This window comes from Mycobacterium shigaense (assembly GCF_002356315.1).
Classification (GTDB): domain Bacteria; phylum Actinomycetota; class Actinomycetes; order Mycobacteriales; family Mycobacteriaceae; genus Mycobacterium; species Mycobacterium shigaense.
On record NZ_AP018164.1, the window covers coordinates 599,297 to 614,451 of the forward strand.

The following is a 15,155-nucleotide window of genomic DNA, read 5'->3' on the forward strand; positions in this document are numbered from 1 at the left end:
TCATGTCTGACCGCGACGAGCTGGCCGACCTGGTGAGCCGGCTGTCGGTGGTGCACGGACGCGTCACACTGTCCTCCGGCAAGGAAGCCGATTACTACGTCGACCTGCGCCGCGCCACCCTGCATCACCGGGCGTCGGCACTCATCGGCAAGCTGATGCGCGAACTCACCGCGGATTGGGACTATTCGGTGGTCGGGGGCCTGACGCTGGGCGCCGACCCCGTCGCCACCGCCATCATGCATTCGCCCGGCCGTCCCATCGACGCGTTCGTCGTCCGGAAGTCGGCGAAAACCCATGGGCTGCAACGGCTTATCGAGGGGTCCGAGGTGTCGGGTCAGCGGGTGCTGGTGGTCGAGGACACCAGCACCACCGGCGGTTCGGCGCTGACGGCGGTGCACGCTGTGCAGGAGGCCGGGGGCGAGGTGGTCGGCGTGGCCACCGTGGTGGACCGCGCCACCGGCGCCGCCGAGGCCATCGAAGCCGAAGGACTGCCGTACCGCAGCGTGCTCGGCCTTGCCGATCTGGGGCTGGGCTGAGGCCGCCATCGTTGTGCGCATACTCATCGCGGTAACCGCCTGCCTGGCGCTGCTGCTGTCGGGCTGCTCGAGCTCGCGCCACCCCGCCCGCCCCTACGGGGCGCAACGGGCGCGGATCGGCGAGTCACTGGCGCTGCTCGGCTGGAATATGTCGGTGGCGGATCTGCGCTGGGACGGCGACTATGTGCTGATCGACGTCGACGCCTCCCCGACGGACCCCAAAGCGCCGCATGCCAAGCCGGACGACGTCCGGTTCGGCCTCTACGGGGCGCTCGCGCATCCGCTGGAGGCCAACGCGCTGGGCAGCTGCGATGCGGCGATGACCACCGTGCGCGACATCCACACCCCGCTGACGGCGCCGCCGGACCGGATGACCGGCACCGTCTGCCTGGGCCCGTTGAAGGACCGCAGTCAGGTCCGCGGTGTGTACGGCTACTCGACGCGCGACCGGATCTCGGACACTTCGGCGGCCTACCCGGCGGCGTTCCCGGTGGGGTTGATGCCGACCAACGTCAACGACACCGGCCTGGTGGTGAAGACGATCAGCCTGTCGGCGTGGCGCGCTGACGGAGTCCCGGTGACCAAGGCCCAACTCGGCGACCCCGCCGCCTTCACCGGCAACGGCTACATGCTGCTGGGCTTGCAGGCCGACGCCTTGGCCGACCGCTATCGCGACGACTCCGCCAAGCGGGGCGGCCCGATGATGCTGCTGGCCTCGCCGACCCTGCCCGGCCGCGGCCTGAACCCCGCCTGCGCGACGTACGGCGCCGCGGTGCTGATCCTGCCGGACGCGGCGTTGGACGCGGTGCACGTCGACGCGTCGCTGTGCACCCAGGGCGAGATCAACGACGCGCTGCTGTACGCGACGGTGGCGATCGTCGGCACCCACGCCGGCGTGTGGACCACGCGATGAGCGAACCGGGGCCGGGGCCCACCGAATGGGCGGCTTCGGTCAACGGAGTCGGGCCGTGGGTGGGCGACCCGCCCGGCGATCCGCGGTATGACCCGATCCTGTTGCGCGACGGCGATACCCGCAACGTCGTCGACGCCTACCGCTACTGGACCCGCGAGGCGATCGTCGCCGACATCGACACGCGCCGGCATCCGCTGCACGTCGCGATCGAGAACTTCGGCCACGATGCCAACATCGGCTCGGTCGTGCGCACCGCCAACGCGTTCGCGGTCGACACCGTGCACATCGTCGGGCGCCGGCGTTGGAATCGGCGCGGGGCAATGGTGACCGATCGCTACCAGCGGCTGTGCCACCACGACAGCACCGCCGAATTGCTGGCGTTCGCAACCGAAGCCGGGTTGACGGTGGTTGCGGTGGACAACGTCCCCGGCGCCGCACGCCTCGAGGAGACGACGCTGCCGCGCCAGTGTCTGCTGGTGTTCGGCCAGGAAGGCCCCGGCATCACCGACGGCATCCGGGACGGCGCGGCTCGCACGGTCTCGATCGCCCAGTTCGGCTCGACGCGCAGCATCAACGCCGGCGTGGCCGCCGGGATCGCGATGCACACCTGGATCCGCCAGCACGGGGACCTGAACACCGCCTGGTAGTTACGGGTGGGGCATCGGGTGTGCCTGCACGGTGACGCGAGTGCATCCTTGGCATCGAGCGTGCGTTCGCGGCGGCGACACGCCGAGCTGGGCCGCCGCGAGCGCACACTCAAAACCCTGAGGGCGCACTCAAAGTCCCTGGGGTACAACCAAAGTTCGTCGATGGCACACTCAATCCGCGGGTGGTGTCCTTCAGTGCGACGCCGGAGCGGCCGAGCTTGCGGGCCCCGGCCACCAGTGCCGCCGCGACGGCCGCGGCCGTCGCGTAGTCCAGGCCATCGGGCGGATGGATGTTGGAGATGCAGTTGCGGTCGGCGTCGGTGACGCCCGGCTTCGGGCGATGCGTCAGGTAGATGCCCAGGCTGTCGGCGACCGACAGGCCCGGGCGCTCGCCGATCAGCACGAGAACCGTTGCCACGCCAAGGGATTGACCGATGTGATCGGCGAGCGCCACCCGCGCCTGGGTCGCGACGACCAGCGGCGCGATGCGGTAGCGGCCGTCGAACTGGCGGATCAGCGCGCCGACCATGCCCGCGCCGTGGTCGGTCAGGGCACGCGGGGAAAGGCCGTCGGCGAGCACTAAACCGATGTCCGCGTTGCACTTTGGCAGGTGCGACAAACCTTCGGGGCTGCGACCGAGGTCGGGCCGGCGTAGGTACTCGCCGCGGGTGGTCGCCCGGCTGCGCACCCGCAGCGGCTCGTCGACGCCGATGTCGCGCAGCTGCCCGACGAGGCGGTCGACGTCCAGCGGGTCATGCACGGCGTCGCGCGCCGCGGCGTGCGCGGCCTGAAACTCCAGTACCCGCCGGGTCGGCAGCGAGTAACCTGCGCGCCCCAGCCCGATGCGCGCCTGCGTGGTCGCCCGCAGCGGCGCCCAAAGGTCGGTCATCAGCCGGCCGCCAGCGCCCGCAGGGGCGACGTGGCGAGATCGACGGGCAGGATCCTGCCGTCGGCGTCGGCCATGCCCAGGCTCGCCAGCCAGGCCTCGAATTCGGGTGCGGGCCGCAGCCCCAAGGCTTTTCGCGCGTACAACACGTCGTGGAACGACAGGCTCTGATACCCGAGCATGATGTCGTCGGCGCCGGGCACGGCGATCACGAACGCGGTGCCCGCCGTGCCCAGCAGGGTCAGCAGCGTGTCCATGTCGTCCTGGTCGGCTTCGGCGTGGTTGGTGTAGCAGACGTCGACGCCCATTGGCAGCCCGAGTATCTTCCCGCAGAAGTTGTCCTCCAGCCCGGCCCGGATGATCTGCTTGCCGTCGTAGAGATACTCGGGCCCGATGAATCCGACCACGGTGTCGACCAGCATCGGTTGCAGCGCCCGGGCCACCGCGTAGGCCCTCGCCTCCAGCGTCTGCTGGTCGACCGGTTGGTTCCCCACCCCGAGATGGGCCCCGGCCGACAGGGCCGCGCCCTGTCCCGTCTCCAGGTACATGACGTTGTCGCCGACGGTCCCGCGGTGCAGCGACCGGGCCGCCTCGTTGGCCTCCAGCAGCATCGCGATCGACGTGCCGAAGCCGGTGTTGGCGCCCTCGGTGCCCGCGATCGACTGGAACACCAGGTCGACGGGCGCGCCCCGCTCGATCAGCTCCATCGTCGTCGTGACGTGGCACAGCACGCACGACTGCACGGGGATCGCGAACCGCTGGCGGATGTTGTCGAGCAGGTTCAACAAGTCCGCCGCGGCGTGCGGCGAGTCGGTCGCGGGGTTGATGCCGATGACGGCGTCGCCGCAGCCCAGCAGCAGGCCGTCGAGCATCGCGGCCGCGATGCCGCGTGGGTCGTCGGTGGGGTGGTTGGGCTGCAGGCGGCTGGCCAGCGTGCCCGGCAATCCGATGGTGGTGCGAAACGCCGCGGTGTTGGTCGCCGCGGCAGCAACCAGGATCAGGTCCTGGTTGCGCATGATCTTCGACGCCGCGGCCACCATCTCCGGCGTCAGCCCGGGCGAGACGGCGGCGATGCGTGCCGCGCCGTCGTCGCGGGACGCAGCATCCAGCAGCCAGTCGCGGAAGCCGCCCACGGTCAAATGCGCGATCGGGGCGAACGCCTCGCGGTCGTGGCCGTCGATGATGAGCCGGGTGACCTCGTCGGTCTCGTACGGGACAACCACGTCGTCGAGGAACGTTGCCAGCGGGATGTCGGCCAACACCCAGGCCGCCGCGGCCCGCTGCGCATCGGAGTCGGCGGCGCAGCCGGCCAGCTGGTCACCGGAGCGCAGCGGCGTCGCCTTAGCCATTACGTCGACCAGCCCAGCAAAGGAATGGGTGGTCCCCGAAACGGTTTGCCGGTAGCGCATATGCCACAGTAGGCCACCCTTGACTCGGCATGCGGCAGGATCGGCGGTATGGACCAGCTATGGGCGAACCGGGCGGCCAGCTCCGAAGCCGCTGTCGCGCAACGACACCTGCGGCGCCTGTGGGGGCTGCCCGGCACGCAGCTGGGCGTGGTGGCCTGGCCGCCGGCGCGCCAGGAGCGGCTGTTCGGTACCTGGCACTACTGGTGGCAGGCGCACCTGCTGGATTGCCTCGTCGACGCGCAGTTGCGCGACCCCCAGCCACACCGCCTCACCGAGATCAAGCGTCAGGTCCGCTCGCACCACCTGCGCAACATCACCTGGACCAACAACTACTACGACGACATGGCATGGCTGGCGCTGGCGCTGGAGCGCGCCGCCCGGCTGGCGGGCGTCGAGCGCAAGCGCGCGCTGCGCACGTTGGCCGACCAATTCGTGCGGGCATGGATGCCCGAGGCCGGCGGCGGCATCCCGTGGCGCAAGCGCGAACAGTTCTTCAACGCCCCGGCCAACGGCCCGGCCGGCATCTTTCTCGCCCGTTACGGCGATCACCTGCGGCTCGCCGGGCAGATCGGGGACTGGATCGACCAGACGCTGATCGACCCGGAGACGCACCTGGTGTTCGACGGCATCAAGGACGGGTCGATGGTCCGCGCGCAGTACACCTACTGCCAGGGTGTGGTGCTCGGGCTGGAGACGGAGTTGGCCGCACGCACCGGGGCCGAGGTCAGGAACCGGCACGCCGAGCGGGTGCACCGCCTGGTCGGGGCCGTCGGCGAGCATATGGCGCCGTCGGGGGTGCTGCAGGGCTCCGGCGGGGGCGACGGCGGGTTGTTCGCCGGCATCACGGCCCGCTACCTCGCGCTGGTGGCTACCACGCTGCCGGGCGAGTCCGCCGACGACGTGGTGGCCCGCGACACCGCCCGCGCGATCGTGCTGCGGTCGGCGAAGTCGGCGTGGGACTACCGGCAGACCCTCGACGGGTTGCCGGTGTTCGGCGCATTCTGGGACCGCGATGCCGAGGTGCCGACGGAAGGCGGGCAGCAGGCGCAGTTCGTCGCCGGCGCGGTGAACGCCTCCGAGACGGCCGAGCGGGATCTTTCGGTACAGCTGTCCGGGTGGATGCTGATGGAGGCCGCAGGTAAGGTCACCGCCGTGACATCAGGCAACGACGCCGACCGGCCGTCGCCGTGAGTGAGTTCGACGGCAGCTGGACCCCGGACGAGGCGAACCTCGCCGCGGCGAACCTGACCCGCTTCACGGGCTGGCTCGCCGAGACCGGGCGCGGTACCTACACCGATTACCAAGAGCTGTGGGCGAAGTCGGTCGACGACGTCGCCTGGTTCTGGGACGCCGTGTGGAACTACTTCGACATCGAGACCGACGGCCCGCCGACCGCGGTGCTGGGCAACTCCGAGATGCCGGGCGCCGAGTGGTTTCCCGGCGCCACCATCAACTACGCCGGCGAGATCTTCCGGCACGCCACCGACGCGCGCCCTGCGATGATCGTCGTCGGCGAGGACGGCTCGACCGAATGGTCGTGGGCACGGCTGCAGCGCGAGACCGCCGCGTTCGCCGCGTACCTGCGCGGCCTCGGGGTGCGGTCCGGCGACGCCGTCGTCGGGTATCTGCCCAATGTCGGCGAGGCCGTCGTCGCCGCGCTGGCCGCGGCCAGCATCGGGGCGATCTGGGCGGTGTGCAACCAGGACGTGTCGGTCGACGGCGTGATCGCGCGGCTGGGTCAGCTACGGCCTTCGGTGCTGGTTGCCACCGACGGCTCGCTGTACAGCGGCAAACGCATCGACCGGCGCACCGAACTGGCCGCGATCCGCGGGGGGATGCTGACGCTGCGGGCCACCGTGGTGGTGCCGCGTCTCGGCCTGGACCTCGAAGACCAAGGGGCGCAGGTGGTTTCGTGGGCGGCGGCGGTCGAGGCGGAGGCGCCCCTCGAGATCGCGCCGGTGCCGTTCGCGCACCCGCTGTGGGTGATGTTCTCGTCGGGAACCACCGGCAAGCCGAAGGGGATCGTGCACGGCCACGGCGGCGCGACGCTGGAACACCTCAAATACCTGACGCTGCAACTGGATTTACACGCCGGCGACCGATTCTTCTGGTACTCGTCGACCAGCTGGATGATGTGGAACTTCCAGGTCTCCGGGCTGCTGGTGGACACCACGATCGTGCTCTACGACGGCAGCCCGACCTACCCGACGACCGACGGCCTGTTCAAGGTGGCCGCCGACGCCGGGGTTACCTTCCTGGGCGCCGGCGCCGGCTATTTCCTCGGCTGCGCGAAACAGGAACTCACACCAGGCAAGTCGTATCAGCTCGACCAGGTGCGCGCGGTGGGGTCGACGGGGTCGCCGCTGCCGGCGGCGGCATTCCGCTGGGTGCAGGAGGGGCTGGGTCGGCGGGTTCCGGTGATCTCGATGTCCGGCGGCACCGACGTCTGCACGGCCTTCATCGGCGGCAGCCCGACCATGCCGGTGGTCGCGGGCGAGCTGAACTGCATCTGCCTGGGCGCCGCCATCGAGGCGTGGGTGGGCCCGCAGAGCCCGGTCATCGGGGAGGAGGGCGAGCTGGTCGTGACCAAGCCCATGCCGTCGATGCCGGTGTTCTTCTGGAACGACGACGACGGCAGCCGCTACCGCGCCGCCTACTTCGACAAGTACCCGGGCGTCTGGTGCCACGGTGATTGGCTGACCATCAGCGAGCGGGGATCGGTTGTGGTGCATGGACGTTCGGATGCCACGCTGAACCGGATGGGCGTGCGGATGGGCAGCGCGGACATCTACGGCCCCGTCGAACGCATGCCCGAAATACGCGACTGCGTCGTGGTCGGCATCGAGCAGGACGACGGCGGCTACTGGATGCCGCTGTTCGTTGACCTGGCCGACGGCGTCGACCTGGACGAGGACCTGCGCTCGCGAATCGTCGCGGCCATCCGGACCCACGCCTCGCCGCGGCACGTCCCCGACGACATCCTGGCGGTGGCCGGCATCCCGCGCACGTTGACCGGCAAGCGGCTGGAAATCCCGATCAAGCGGATCCTGCTCGGCACGGCGCCCGCCGATGCGGTGCAGAAGAGTTCGGTGGACCGGCCCGAGCTATTCGACGGGTTCGTTCAATACCGCAGGACTCGGGTCTCCTGAGCGGCGCGCGCGTCGGCGGCCCAGGTAGCCGCGCCCGGCGGCGATCAGCGCCGGCAGCAGCGACACGAACAGGATGACCAGGATGATCTTCTCCAGGTTCTGGTGCACCAGCGGCACGTTGCCCAGGAAGTAACCGGCCACCGTCACGCCGCCGCCCCACAGCACGCCGCCGACGATGTCGAACGCCAGGTACACCGGGTAGCGCATGTAGGACACCCCGGCGACGACCGGCGTGAACGTCCGGATGAACGGCATGAAGCGGGCCAGGATGATGGCCGCAGGTCCGTACTTCTCGAAGAAGGCGTGCGAGTCGGTGACGTAATGCTGCTTGAAGAACCGGGAGTCTTCCTTCTTGAACAGCGCGGGCCCGATCCGGCGGCCGATGAAATACCCCGTCTGGTCGCCCAGCACCGCCACCACCGCGACGGCCGGCGCCAGCACCCAGATGTTCAGCGTTCCGTGCGCGGCCAGCAAACCACCGGTGAACAGCAGCGACTCACCCGGCAGCAGGGGGAACAGCAGGCCGGTCTCGACGAAGACAATGACCAGGATGGTCGGCAACACCGCGGAGGCGAACAGGCCCTGGGGCCCGATCCAGAACATCGGATCGATGATGTCGGGCATCAAAACCACTCAGCCGTCACGGCGGTGCTCATGTCGTCACAACTTACCGGTCCCCGGTCGGCTGCCCACCGGCAACGCGTCCTTGCCATACTTAGGCGACCGCAGTCTCTCCAGGAGGAACGTCATGCCCATCGCAACGCCCGAGGTCTACGCGGAGATGCTGGGCCGCGCCAAGGAGAACTCCTACGCCTTCCCGGCCATCAACTGCACCTCGTCGGAGACGGTCAACGCCGCCATCAAGGGCTTTGCCGACGCGGGCAGCGACGGCATCATCCAATTCTCCACCGGCGGTGCGGAATTCGCTTCCGGGCTTGGAGTCAAGGACATGGTGACTGGCGCGGTGGCACTGGCGAAGTTCACTCGGACCATCGCGGCCAAGTACCCCATCAACGTGGCCCTGCACACTGACCACTGCCCCAAGGACAAGCTGGACACCTACGTGCGCCCGCTGCTGGCCATCTCGGCCGAGCGGGTGGCGGCCGGCAAGAACCCGCTTTTCCAGTCGCACATGTGGGACGGCTCGGCGGTGCCGATCGACGAAAACCTGTCGATCGCCAAGGAGCTGCTCAAGACGGCCGCGGCGGCCAAGATCATCCTCGAGGTCGAGATCGGCGTGGTGGGCGGCGAGGAGGACGGCGTCGAGGGCGCGATCGACGACAAGCTGTACACCACCCCGGAGGATTTCGAGAAGACCATCGACGCGCTGGGCCACGGTGAGCACGGCCAGTACCTGCTGGCCGCCACGTTCGGCAACGTGCACGGTGTCTACAAGCCGGGCAACGTCAAGCTGCGTCCCGACATCCTCGACGAGGGCCAGAGGGTCGCGGTCACCAAGCTCGGGCTGCCCGAGGGGTCCAAGCCCTTCGACTTCGTGTTCCACGGCGGCTCGGGGTCGCTGAAGTCGGAGATCGAGGAGGCGCTGCGTTACGGCGTGGTGAAGATGAACGTCGACACCGACACCCAGTACGCGTTTACCCGGCCACTGGCCGCTCACATGTTCACCAACTACGACGGCGTCCTCAAGGTCGACGGCGAGGTCGGCAACAAGAAGGTCTACGACCCACGCAGCTACCTCAAGAAGGCCGAGGCGTCGATGACCGAGCGCGTGATCGAGGCCTGCAACGACCTGCACTGCGCCGGCAAGTCCCTCGGCGCTTAGCTTTCTGCGCCGAGCGTGTACTGACTGCGAGATATCGGCCCGAATTTCGCTGTGGTTACACGTTGGGCGTTAAAGCAGGCTTAGCCGCTAGGGGACTGGCAGATCTTCCACTGGTCGTCGCGGAACTGTAGGTCCAGGCTGCGCGTCGAGCGGACCTGCGGGTCGTAGGCTATGAATGTGGTGATGTTCGCTTCGGCGTGCTGGCCGTTGACCACGACCTGGTCGATGCTGGCGATCACCGGGTACTGCCTGGCCGCCGAAACCCGGTGGTAGGTCTCGTCCCACGCGCGCTCGTCGTAATCGACATAGCCGTCCCGCGCGGTGCCGCACGTCATGGTGCGCAGCGCGGCCAGATCGCCCCGCTGCACCGCGACGTCGTAGGACTGGATGGTCTGGCGCACCTGGTCTTCCTGCGACACCCTGGCGTGCTTGCCGCGCGTCAACAGCACGGTGCCCAGGATGGCGATGGCCGCCAGCGCCAGCACGATCACGGTGATCGCCAGCACCCAGCCCCAGTTGAAGTTCTTGCCCAGCGACCGCAGCTTGCCGTCATCACGGCCCGGAATTGATTGCGGCACAGCAGATTTAGGGGAAATTGGGGGGGTCTGTCCCGGGGGGAACGGCGGCGGTGCGGGCGGCGGCACCGGCTGGCCCGGCGCCGCGGGCGGGCTCGCGAACACCTCCGTCGCGGGATCGGCGGCGGTCGTGATGATCGCCGTCTCCTTCGCGTCGAAGCCGGGGGCGGTGAACCTGCGTTCGGGCTGCTGGTCTTCGGACTCCGGCGCCGGCTCGTCGGCCGGACCGGGCTTGCTGATCACCACGGTCTCGGTCTCGGGGTCGGGCGGCAACAGGGGATAGTCCTCGGTTGCGTCTTCGGCCTGCTCGGTGCCCGGCTGGTCGCTAGGCGCCGCGTCACCGCGGTCGGGCTCCGATGCGTTAGGCATGATTGGAGCTTAGCGACCAACGGCGGAACGGCAGAATGGAAGCCATGACGCCGATGGGTGACCTCCTAGGACCTGATCCGATCCTGCTGCCTGCCGACAGCGAAGCCGAAACCGAACTGCTCGCCGGCGAAAAACCGGGCATCGTGGCGGCCGCGCATCCGGCGGCCTCGGTCGCCTGGGCGGCGCTGGCCGAGGCGGCCTTGGCTTCCGGGGCCGACGACGCGGCCATCACGGCCTACGCCTACGCGCGCACCGGCTACCACCGCGGCCTCGACCGACTGCGCCGCAACGGCTGGAAGGGCTTCGGCCCGGTGCCGTATTCGCACGAACCGAACCGGGGCTTCCTGCGGTGTGTGGCCGCGCTGGCGCACGCCGCCGACACGATCGGGGAGACCGACGAATACCGGCGCTGCCTGGATTTGCTCGACGACTGCGATCCCGAGGCCCGCAAAGCCCTGGGGCTCTAAAAAGTATCCGAGCAGTCGCCGCTGCGGTCCGGGTTCTCGATCTGCACGGTGGCGTGCTCGATCCCGCGGTGGTGCAGCACCTCGCGGGCGTCGCTGAGCACACGGGCGGAGTCGCTGGCACTGGTCAGGTGCACGGTGCACATGTCCTTGCCGGGCGATAGCGTCCACACGTGCAGGTCGTGCACCTCGCTCACGCCGTCGACGGCGCCCAGCGCGGACCGCAGCTCCTCGACGTCGATGTGGGCCGGCGACGTCTCGGACAGGATCCTCAGCGCCGCGCGGGCCAGTGCGATGGCGCGGGGCAGCACCCAGAGGGCCACGAGTACGGCGACGACGACGTCCGCGTACGGCCAGTGCGTCGTGACGGTGACGATTCCCGCGATCAGCACGCCCAGGCTGCCGACGGTGTCGGCGACGACCTCCATATAGGCGCCCTTGACGGCCAGGCTGCCCTCGGAGTGTGACCGCAGCAGCATCGCCACCACGAAGTTGGCGACCAGCCCGGCCAGCGCCACCACGATCATCGGTACTCCCGGCACCTCGGCGCCCTTACCGAGTCGTTCGCCCGCCTGGTAGAGGATGAACGTCGCCACCCCGACCAGCAGCACGGCGTTGGCGACCGCGGTGAAGACCTCGGCGCGGTGCCAGCCGTACGTGCGATCCGGCGACGTGCTGCCGCGCTTGGCCAGCACGATCGCGGCCAGCCCCATGAACACCGCGACGACGTCAGTCAGCATGTGCCCGGCATCGGCAAGCAGCGCAAGCGAATTGATCAGCAGCGAGGTGGTCAGTTCCACCACGAAGAACGTCGCCAAGATCCCGGCGGCCATGACCATGCGGGGAATCATCCGAGACGCATCGGCCTCGGCAGGGGTGTGACTGTGTCCGGCGCCCATGATCGATCAATATATGCGTGCTATCGCATATATCGCAAGCGTTAGAACCACTGGCTCCAGAAGCGGGTCAGCGAGTTACCCGCGGTTGCCAGCAACACCGGCACACCGGAGAACTCGAAGAACCAGGCCGACAGGCCGTAGAGCCACTGCCCCACCGCCGGCGCCAGAAACAGGAACAGGAGGATGAACACCGCGTACTGCTTCGCCGGAGCCACGGCCCGCTGGGTCTCCGGGCTCAGATGCGGCTCCAGGGCGTCGTAGCCGTCCAGACCGGGGATGGGCAGCAGGTTGAGTATCACGGCCATGATCTGTAGGAAGCCCAGAAACGCGACGCCCGCCCACAGCACCCAGTGGTTCGGGTCGAACAAGAACCGGGTCAGTGTCAGCAACAGCACCGCGAGCACCACGTTGGCCGCCGGGCCCGCGAGGCTGACCAGGGTGCGGCGCGTCGGCGTCATGAACCAAGTCCGCAGATAGACCGCGGCCCCCGGCAGGCCGATCCCGCCCAGCGCGATGAACACCATCGGCAGCAGCAGCGACAGCCCGGGATGGGAGTAGTGCCGCGGATCCAGGGTCAGGTAACCGCGGACCGCGTCGTCGCGGTCGCCGAAATGCCAGGCGGTCGCCGCGTGCCCGAACTCGTGCAGGCACAGCGAGACCAGCCAGCCGGCGATCACGAAGACGAATACGCCGGCGTAGGCCAGCGGGCGGGCGGTCGCCCCGGCCAGCCAGGCCAGCAGGGCCCCCACGGCCGTCACGCCGACGAGAGCCAAAAAGATGGGGCTGGGCCGGACCGATCCTCGGGCTCTGGGGAAGCTCACCGGATGAAACTACCGGACCAGCAACCAGCCTTCGACGTGGCGGTAGAACGTCGATCGGCGCGCGCTGCGGGGCGCGCGCACGCCGTCACGCACCACCACGACACCGGTGCTGCCCAGCTGCGCGGCGCGGCCGGCGACCCAGCGGCGCCAGGATCGGTGCGGGCCGTGGACGGAGGTGCGCAGGCCTGGCACGGCCAGGGTCGGTTCGATGCGGACGCCGGCCGCATCGCCGTCGAACAACACCGTGTCGTCTACGACCGCCTCGCCGTGCAGCGGCTGCCCCGGAGCGGGCGGCAGCCAATCGGCCCGCCCGACGATCACCGAACCGGTCTCGTCGCGGACCAGGGTCACCCGCCGGGCGGTGCCGCTGAGGGCACGCCGGGCGGCGCGGCGTCCCGCCGGCAGCCGGTACACGCGGGTGGCCGGGGTGCGGCCGGGCGGCACGTAGGCCACCTCGACGTCGAGCCGCTCGGCGCGCAGCAGCCCGCCCAGCGTCGCGGCCAGGTCGGCGTCGCCGCCGACGACCACCAGCCGCCGGTTGGGCCCGACTATCGCGTCGAAGTCGGCGGGGCCGTCCACCCGGTGAACGGGCAGGCCGCGCAGCGGCGCGGGGGCGCGCGCGGCGCCGAACAACAACACCGCCACGCTGGACGTGTCGGCGGCGATATTCATGAGCTCCTCGCGACCTGCTGGGATAGGGTTGGTCCCCGGCTGGACCACAATAAGCAGGCGAGACCAGGCAGGAGCATGCCATGCCGGCAATCGTCCTCATCGGCGCCCAATGGGGTGACGAGGGCAAAGGTAAGGCCACTGACCTGCTTGGTGGCCGCGTGCAGTGGGTGGTGCGGTATCAGGGCGGCAACAACGCCGGGCACACGGTCGTCTTGCCGACCGGCGAGAACTTCGCGCTGCACCTGATTCCGTCGGGGGTGCTGACGCCCGGGGTCACCAACGTCATCGGCAACGGCGTGGTGATTGATCCCGGTGTGCTGCTCGACGAGCTGAAGGGCCTCGAGGACCGCGGCGTGGACACCTCCAAGCTGCTGATCTCCGCCGACGCGCACCTGCTGCTGCCCTACCACGTCGCCATCGACAAGGTCACCGAGCGCTACATGGGCAACAAGAAGATCGGCACGACCGGCCGCGGCATCGGGCCGTGCTACCAGGACAAGATCGCCCGCCAGGGCATCCGGGTCGCCGACGTGCTCGACCCCGAGCTGCTCACCCACAAGGTCGAAGGCGCGCTGGAACTGAAAAACCAGATCCTGGTCAAGATCTACAACCGCAAGGCGCTGGATCCCCACCAGGTGGTCGACGCGCTGCTGCGCCAGGCCGAGGGCTTCAAGCACCGCATCGCCGACACCCGGCTGCTGCTCAACGAAGCGCTCGAGGCCGGCGAGATCGTGCTGCTGGAGGGGTCGCAGGGCACGCTGCTCGACGTCGATCACGGCACATATCCCTATGTGACGTCGTCGAATCCGACGGCGGGCGGCGCGGCCGTCGGGTCCGGGATCGGCCCGACCCGGATTACCACCGTGCTGGGAATCCTCAAGGCCTACACGACGCGGGTGGGCTCGGGCCCCTTCCCCACGGAGTTGTTCGACGAGAACGGCGAGTACCTGTCCAAGACCGGCGGTGAGTTCGGGGTCACCACCGGGCGCCGCCGGCGCACCGGCTGGTTCGACGCCGTCATCGCGCGCTATGCCACCCGGGTCAACGGCATCACCGACTACTTCCTGACCAAGCTCGACGTGCTGTCCAGCCTGGAGACCGTGCCGGTGTGCGTCGGTTATACGGTCGACGGTTCCCGCACCGACGAGATGCCGATGACCCAAAGCGAGCTGCACCGCGCCCAGCCGATCTATGAGGAGCTGCCGGGCTGGTGGGAGGACATCTCAGCGGCCCGGGAGTTCGACGACCTGCCCGCCAAGGCGCGCGACTATGTGTTGCGGTTGGAAGAGCTTGCGGGAGCCCATGTTTCGTGCATCGGTGTGGGCCCCGGCCGGGATCAGACCATCGTGCGCCGCGACATCCTGGCGGCGCGCCCGTGACGGATGCCGCCCGGGATCCCAAGGAGCTCGACCCGGAGTACGAACACCACGGCGGCTTTCCCGAATACGGGGTGGCCAACCCCGGACCCGGATTCGGGCGATTCGTCGCGGCCATGCGCCGGCTGCAGGACCTCGCGGTGTCGGCCGACCCCCCCGACGAGGTGTGGGACGACGCGGCCGATCGCGTCGTCGCGCTGACCGAGCTGCTGGGGCCCTTCCAGGCTCTGGAGGGCCAGGCGCCGTCCGGGCGCGCGCCCGGCCTGCCCGGCATGGGCAGCCTGCTGCTGCCGCCGTGGACGCTGACGCGCTACCAGCCCGACGGCTGCGAAATGCGGGGTCATTTCACGCGGTTTCACGTCGGCGGCAACATGGCGGTGCACGGCGGCGTGCTGCCGCTGCTGTTCGACCACATGTTCGGGATGGTCTCGCACGCGTCCAACCGGCCCATCAGCCGCACGGCGTTCCTGCACGTCGATTACCGCAAGATCACCCCGATCGACGCGCCGTTGGTGGTGCGCGGCCGGGTCGACCGCACCGAGGGCCGCAAGGCGTTCGTGTCCGCGGAGTTGGCCGACGCCTCGGAAAATCCAGGCGCGCTGCTGGCCGAAGCCAACGGCCTGATGGTGCAGTTGCTGCCGGGCCAGCCGTGATCG

General features: G+C 69.4%; 16 protein-coding genes. 9 read left to right on the forward strand and 7 right to left on the reverse strand.

Going from position 1 to position 15,155, the window contains the following annotated elements:
* Positions 1 to 2 precede the first annotated feature (2 nt).
* The 3 genes from pyrE to MSG_RS02805 are packed head-to-tail and all read left to right on the forward strand — an operon-like array spanning position 3 to position 2,096.
* Positions 3 to 536 carry an orotate phosphoribosyltransferase gene (pyrE, locus tag MSG_RS02795; protein ID WP_096436906.1) on the forward strand — a complete coding sequence of 178 codons (534 nt, stop codon included), beginning with the start codon at positions 3 to 5 and terminating at the stop codon, positions 534 to 536.
* Between the two features lie 13 nt (positions 537 to 549).
* On the forward strand, positions 550 to 1,449 hold the full coding sequence (locus MSG_RS02800; protein WP_096443979.1) for a hypothetical protein: 900 nt from the start codon (positions 550 to 552) through the stop codon (positions 1,447 to 1,449).
* Positions 1,446 to 2,096 carry a TrmH family RNA methyltransferase gene (locus MSG_RS02805; RefSeq protein ID WP_096443977.1) on the forward strand — a complete coding sequence of 217 codons (651 nt, stop codon included), beginning with the start codon at positions 1,446 to 1,448 and terminating at the stop codon, positions 2,094 to 2,096. The genes MSG_RS02800 and MSG_RS02805 overlap by 4 nt, the downstream gene beginning before the upstream one ends.
* A 109-nt stretch (positions 2,097 to 2,205) precedes the next feature.
* Here the strand turns inward: MSG_RS02805 and eutC are convergent, their stop codons facing one another.
* Together eutC and MSG_RS02815 are read right to left on the reverse strand one after the other, a co-directional pair.
* Entirely contained in the window at positions 2,206 to 2,985 is a 780-nt protein-coding gene (gene eutC / locus MSG_RS02810; protein WP_096436908.1) for an ethanolamine ammonia-lyase subunit EutC, read from the reverse strand.
* Positions 2,985 to 4,391 carry an ethanolamine ammonia-lyase subunit EutB gene (locus MSG_RS02815; RefSeq protein WP_096436910.1) on the reverse strand — a complete coding sequence of 469 codons (1,407 nt, stop codon included), beginning with the start codon at positions 4,389 to 4,391 and terminating at the stop codon, positions 2,985 to 2,987. The genes eutC and MSG_RS02815 overlap by 1 nt, the downstream gene beginning before the upstream one ends.
* Positions 4,392 to 4,439: 48 nt before the next feature.
* On the opposite strand from MSG_RS02815, the gene MSG_RS02820 reads away from it, so the two are divergent.
* Positions 4,440 to 5,582 carry a glycoside hydrolase family 76 protein gene (locus tag MSG_RS02820; protein WP_096436912.1) on the forward strand — a complete coding sequence of 381 codons (1,143 nt, stop codon included), beginning with the start codon at positions 4,440 to 4,442 and terminating at the stop codon, positions 5,580 to 5,582.
* Complete coding sequence (locus MSG_RS02825; protein WP_096436914.1) at positions 5,579 to 7,540, forward strand: acetoacetate--CoA ligase; 1,962 nt, start codon at positions 5,579 to 5,581, stop codon at positions 7,538 to 7,540. Before MSG_RS02820 ends, MSG_RS02825 begins: the two co-directional genes overlap by 4 nt.
* On the opposite strand, the gene MSG_RS02830 is transcribed toward MSG_RS02825, so the two are convergent.
* Entirely contained in the window at positions 7,496 to 8,164 is a 669-nt protein-coding gene (locus tag MSG_RS02830) for a DedA family protein (protein WP_096436916.1), read from the reverse strand. The two genes, MSG_RS02825 and MSG_RS02830, sit on opposite strands and share 45 nt — an antisense overlap.
* A gap of 124 nt (positions 8,165 to 8,288) precedes the next feature.
* Here MSG_RS02830 and fbaA point away from each other — a divergent pair, with 124 nt between their 5' ends.
* Entirely contained in the window at positions 8,289 to 9,323 is a 1,035-nt protein-coding gene (fbaA, locus tag MSG_RS02835; protein ID WP_096436918.1) for a class II fructose-bisphosphate aldolase, read from the forward strand.
* A gap of 80 nt (positions 9,324 to 9,403) precedes the next feature.
* On the opposite strand, the gene MSG_RS02840 is transcribed toward fbaA, so the two are convergent.
* Entirely contained in the window at positions 9,404 to 10,267 is an 864-nt protein-coding gene (locus tag MSG_RS02840) for an Rv0361 family membrane protein (protein ID WP_096436920.1), read from the reverse strand.
* Between the two features lie 44 nt (positions 10,268 to 10,311).
* Between MSG_RS02840 and MSG_RS02845 the strand changes: the two genes are divergently transcribed.
* Complete coding sequence (locus MSG_RS02845; protein ID WP_096443980.1) at positions 10,312 to 10,734, forward strand: DUF3151 domain-containing protein; 423 nt, start codon at positions 10,312 to 10,314, stop codon at positions 10,732 to 10,734.
* On the opposite strand, the gene MSG_RS02850 is transcribed toward MSG_RS02845, so the two are convergent.
* The 3 genes from MSG_RS02850 to MSG_RS02860 are packed head-to-tail and all read right to left on the reverse strand — an operon-like array spanning position 10,731 to position 13,123.
* Positions 10,731 to 11,630, reverse strand: coding sequence for a cation diffusion facilitator family transporter (locus MSG_RS02850; RefSeq protein ID WP_096436922.1), 900 nt, complete (start codon positions 11,628 to 11,630; stop codon positions 10,731 to 10,733). The genes MSG_RS02845 and MSG_RS02850 overlap by 4 nt on opposite strands.
* A gap of 41 nt (positions 11,631 to 11,671) precedes the next feature.
* Positions 11,672 to 12,451 carry a site-2 protease family protein gene (locus tag MSG_RS02855; protein ID WP_096436924.1) on the reverse strand — a complete coding sequence of 260 codons (780 nt, stop codon included), beginning with the start codon at positions 12,449 to 12,451 and terminating at the stop codon, positions 11,672 to 11,674.
* A 9-nt stretch (positions 12,452 to 12,460) separates the two neighbouring features.
* On the reverse strand, positions 12,461 to 13,123 hold the full coding sequence (locus tag MSG_RS02860; RefSeq protein ID WP_096436926.1) for a peptidase M50: 663 nt from the start codon (positions 13,121 to 13,123) through the stop codon (positions 12,461 to 12,463).
* Positions 13,124 to 13,203: 80 nt separating this feature from the next.
* Between MSG_RS02860 and MSG_RS02865 the strand changes: the two genes are divergently transcribed.
* The gene (locus MSG_RS02865) at positions 13,204 to 14,502 is read left to right on the forward strand and encodes an adenylosuccinate synthase (RefSeq protein WP_096436928.1); all 1,299 of its coding nucleotides are present in this window, start codon (positions 13,204 to 13,206) and stop codon (positions 14,500 to 14,502) included.
* The gene (locus MSG_RS02870; RefSeq protein WP_096436930.1) at positions 14,499 to 15,152 is read left to right on the forward strand and encodes a PaaI family thioesterase; all 654 of its coding nucleotides are present in this window, start codon (positions 14,499 to 14,501) and stop codon (positions 15,150 to 15,152) included. Before MSG_RS02865 ends, MSG_RS02870 begins: the two co-directional genes overlap by 4 nt.
* Positions 15,153 to 15,155 lie beyond the last annotated feature (3 nt).

Excerpts from the sequence above, each read along its gene's own strand:
- MSG_RS02845 (WP_096443980.1), top strand. The coding sequence starts at position 10,312 with ATGACGCCGATGGGTGACCTCCTAGGACCTGATCCGATCCTGCTGCCT.
- MSG_RS02865 (WP_096436928.1), top strand. The coding sequence starts at position 13,204 with ATGCCGGCAATCGTCCTCATCGGCGCCCAATGGGGTGACGAGGGCAAA.
- MSG_RS02850 (WP_096436922.1), bottom strand. The coding sequence starts at position 11,630 with ATGGGCGCCGGACACAGTCACACCCCTGCCGAGGCCGATGCGTCTCGG.
- MSG_RS02830 (WP_096436916.1), bottom strand. The coding sequence starts at position 8,164 with ATGCCCGACATCATCGATCCGATGTTCTGGATCGGGCCCCAGGGCCTG.
- eutC (WP_096436908.1), bottom strand. The coding sequence starts at position 2,985 with ATGACCGACCTTTGGGCGCCGCTGCGGGCGACCACGCAGGCGCGCATC.
- MSG_RS02815 (WP_096436910.1), bottom strand. The coding sequence starts at position 4,391 with ATGCGCTACCGGCAAACCGTTTCGGGGACCACCCATTCCTTTGCTGGG.
- MSG_RS02840 (WP_096436920.1), bottom strand. The coding sequence starts at position 10,267 with ATGCCTAACGCATCGGAGCCCGACCGCGGTGACGCGGCGCCTAGCGAC.
- fbaA (WP_096436918.1), top strand. The coding sequence starts at position 8,289 with ATGCCCATCGCAACGCCCGAGGTCTACGCGGAGATGCTGGGCCGCGCC.
- pyrE (WP_096436906.1), top strand. The coding sequence starts at position 3 with ATGTCTGACCGCGACGAGCTGGCCGACCTGGTGAGCCGGCTGTCGGTG.
- MSG_RS02820 (WP_096436912.1), top strand. The coding sequence starts at position 4,440 with ATGGACCAGCTATGGGCGAACCGGGCGGCCAGCTCCGAAGCCGCTGTC.
- MSG_RS02860 (WP_096436926.1), bottom strand. The coding sequence starts at position 13,123 with ATGAATATCGCCGCCGACACGTCCAGCGTGGCGGTGTTGTTGTTCGGC.
- MSG_RS02805 (WP_096443977.1), top strand. The coding sequence starts at position 1,446 with ATGAGCGAACCGGGGCCGGGGCCCACCGAATGGGCGGCTTCGGTCAAC.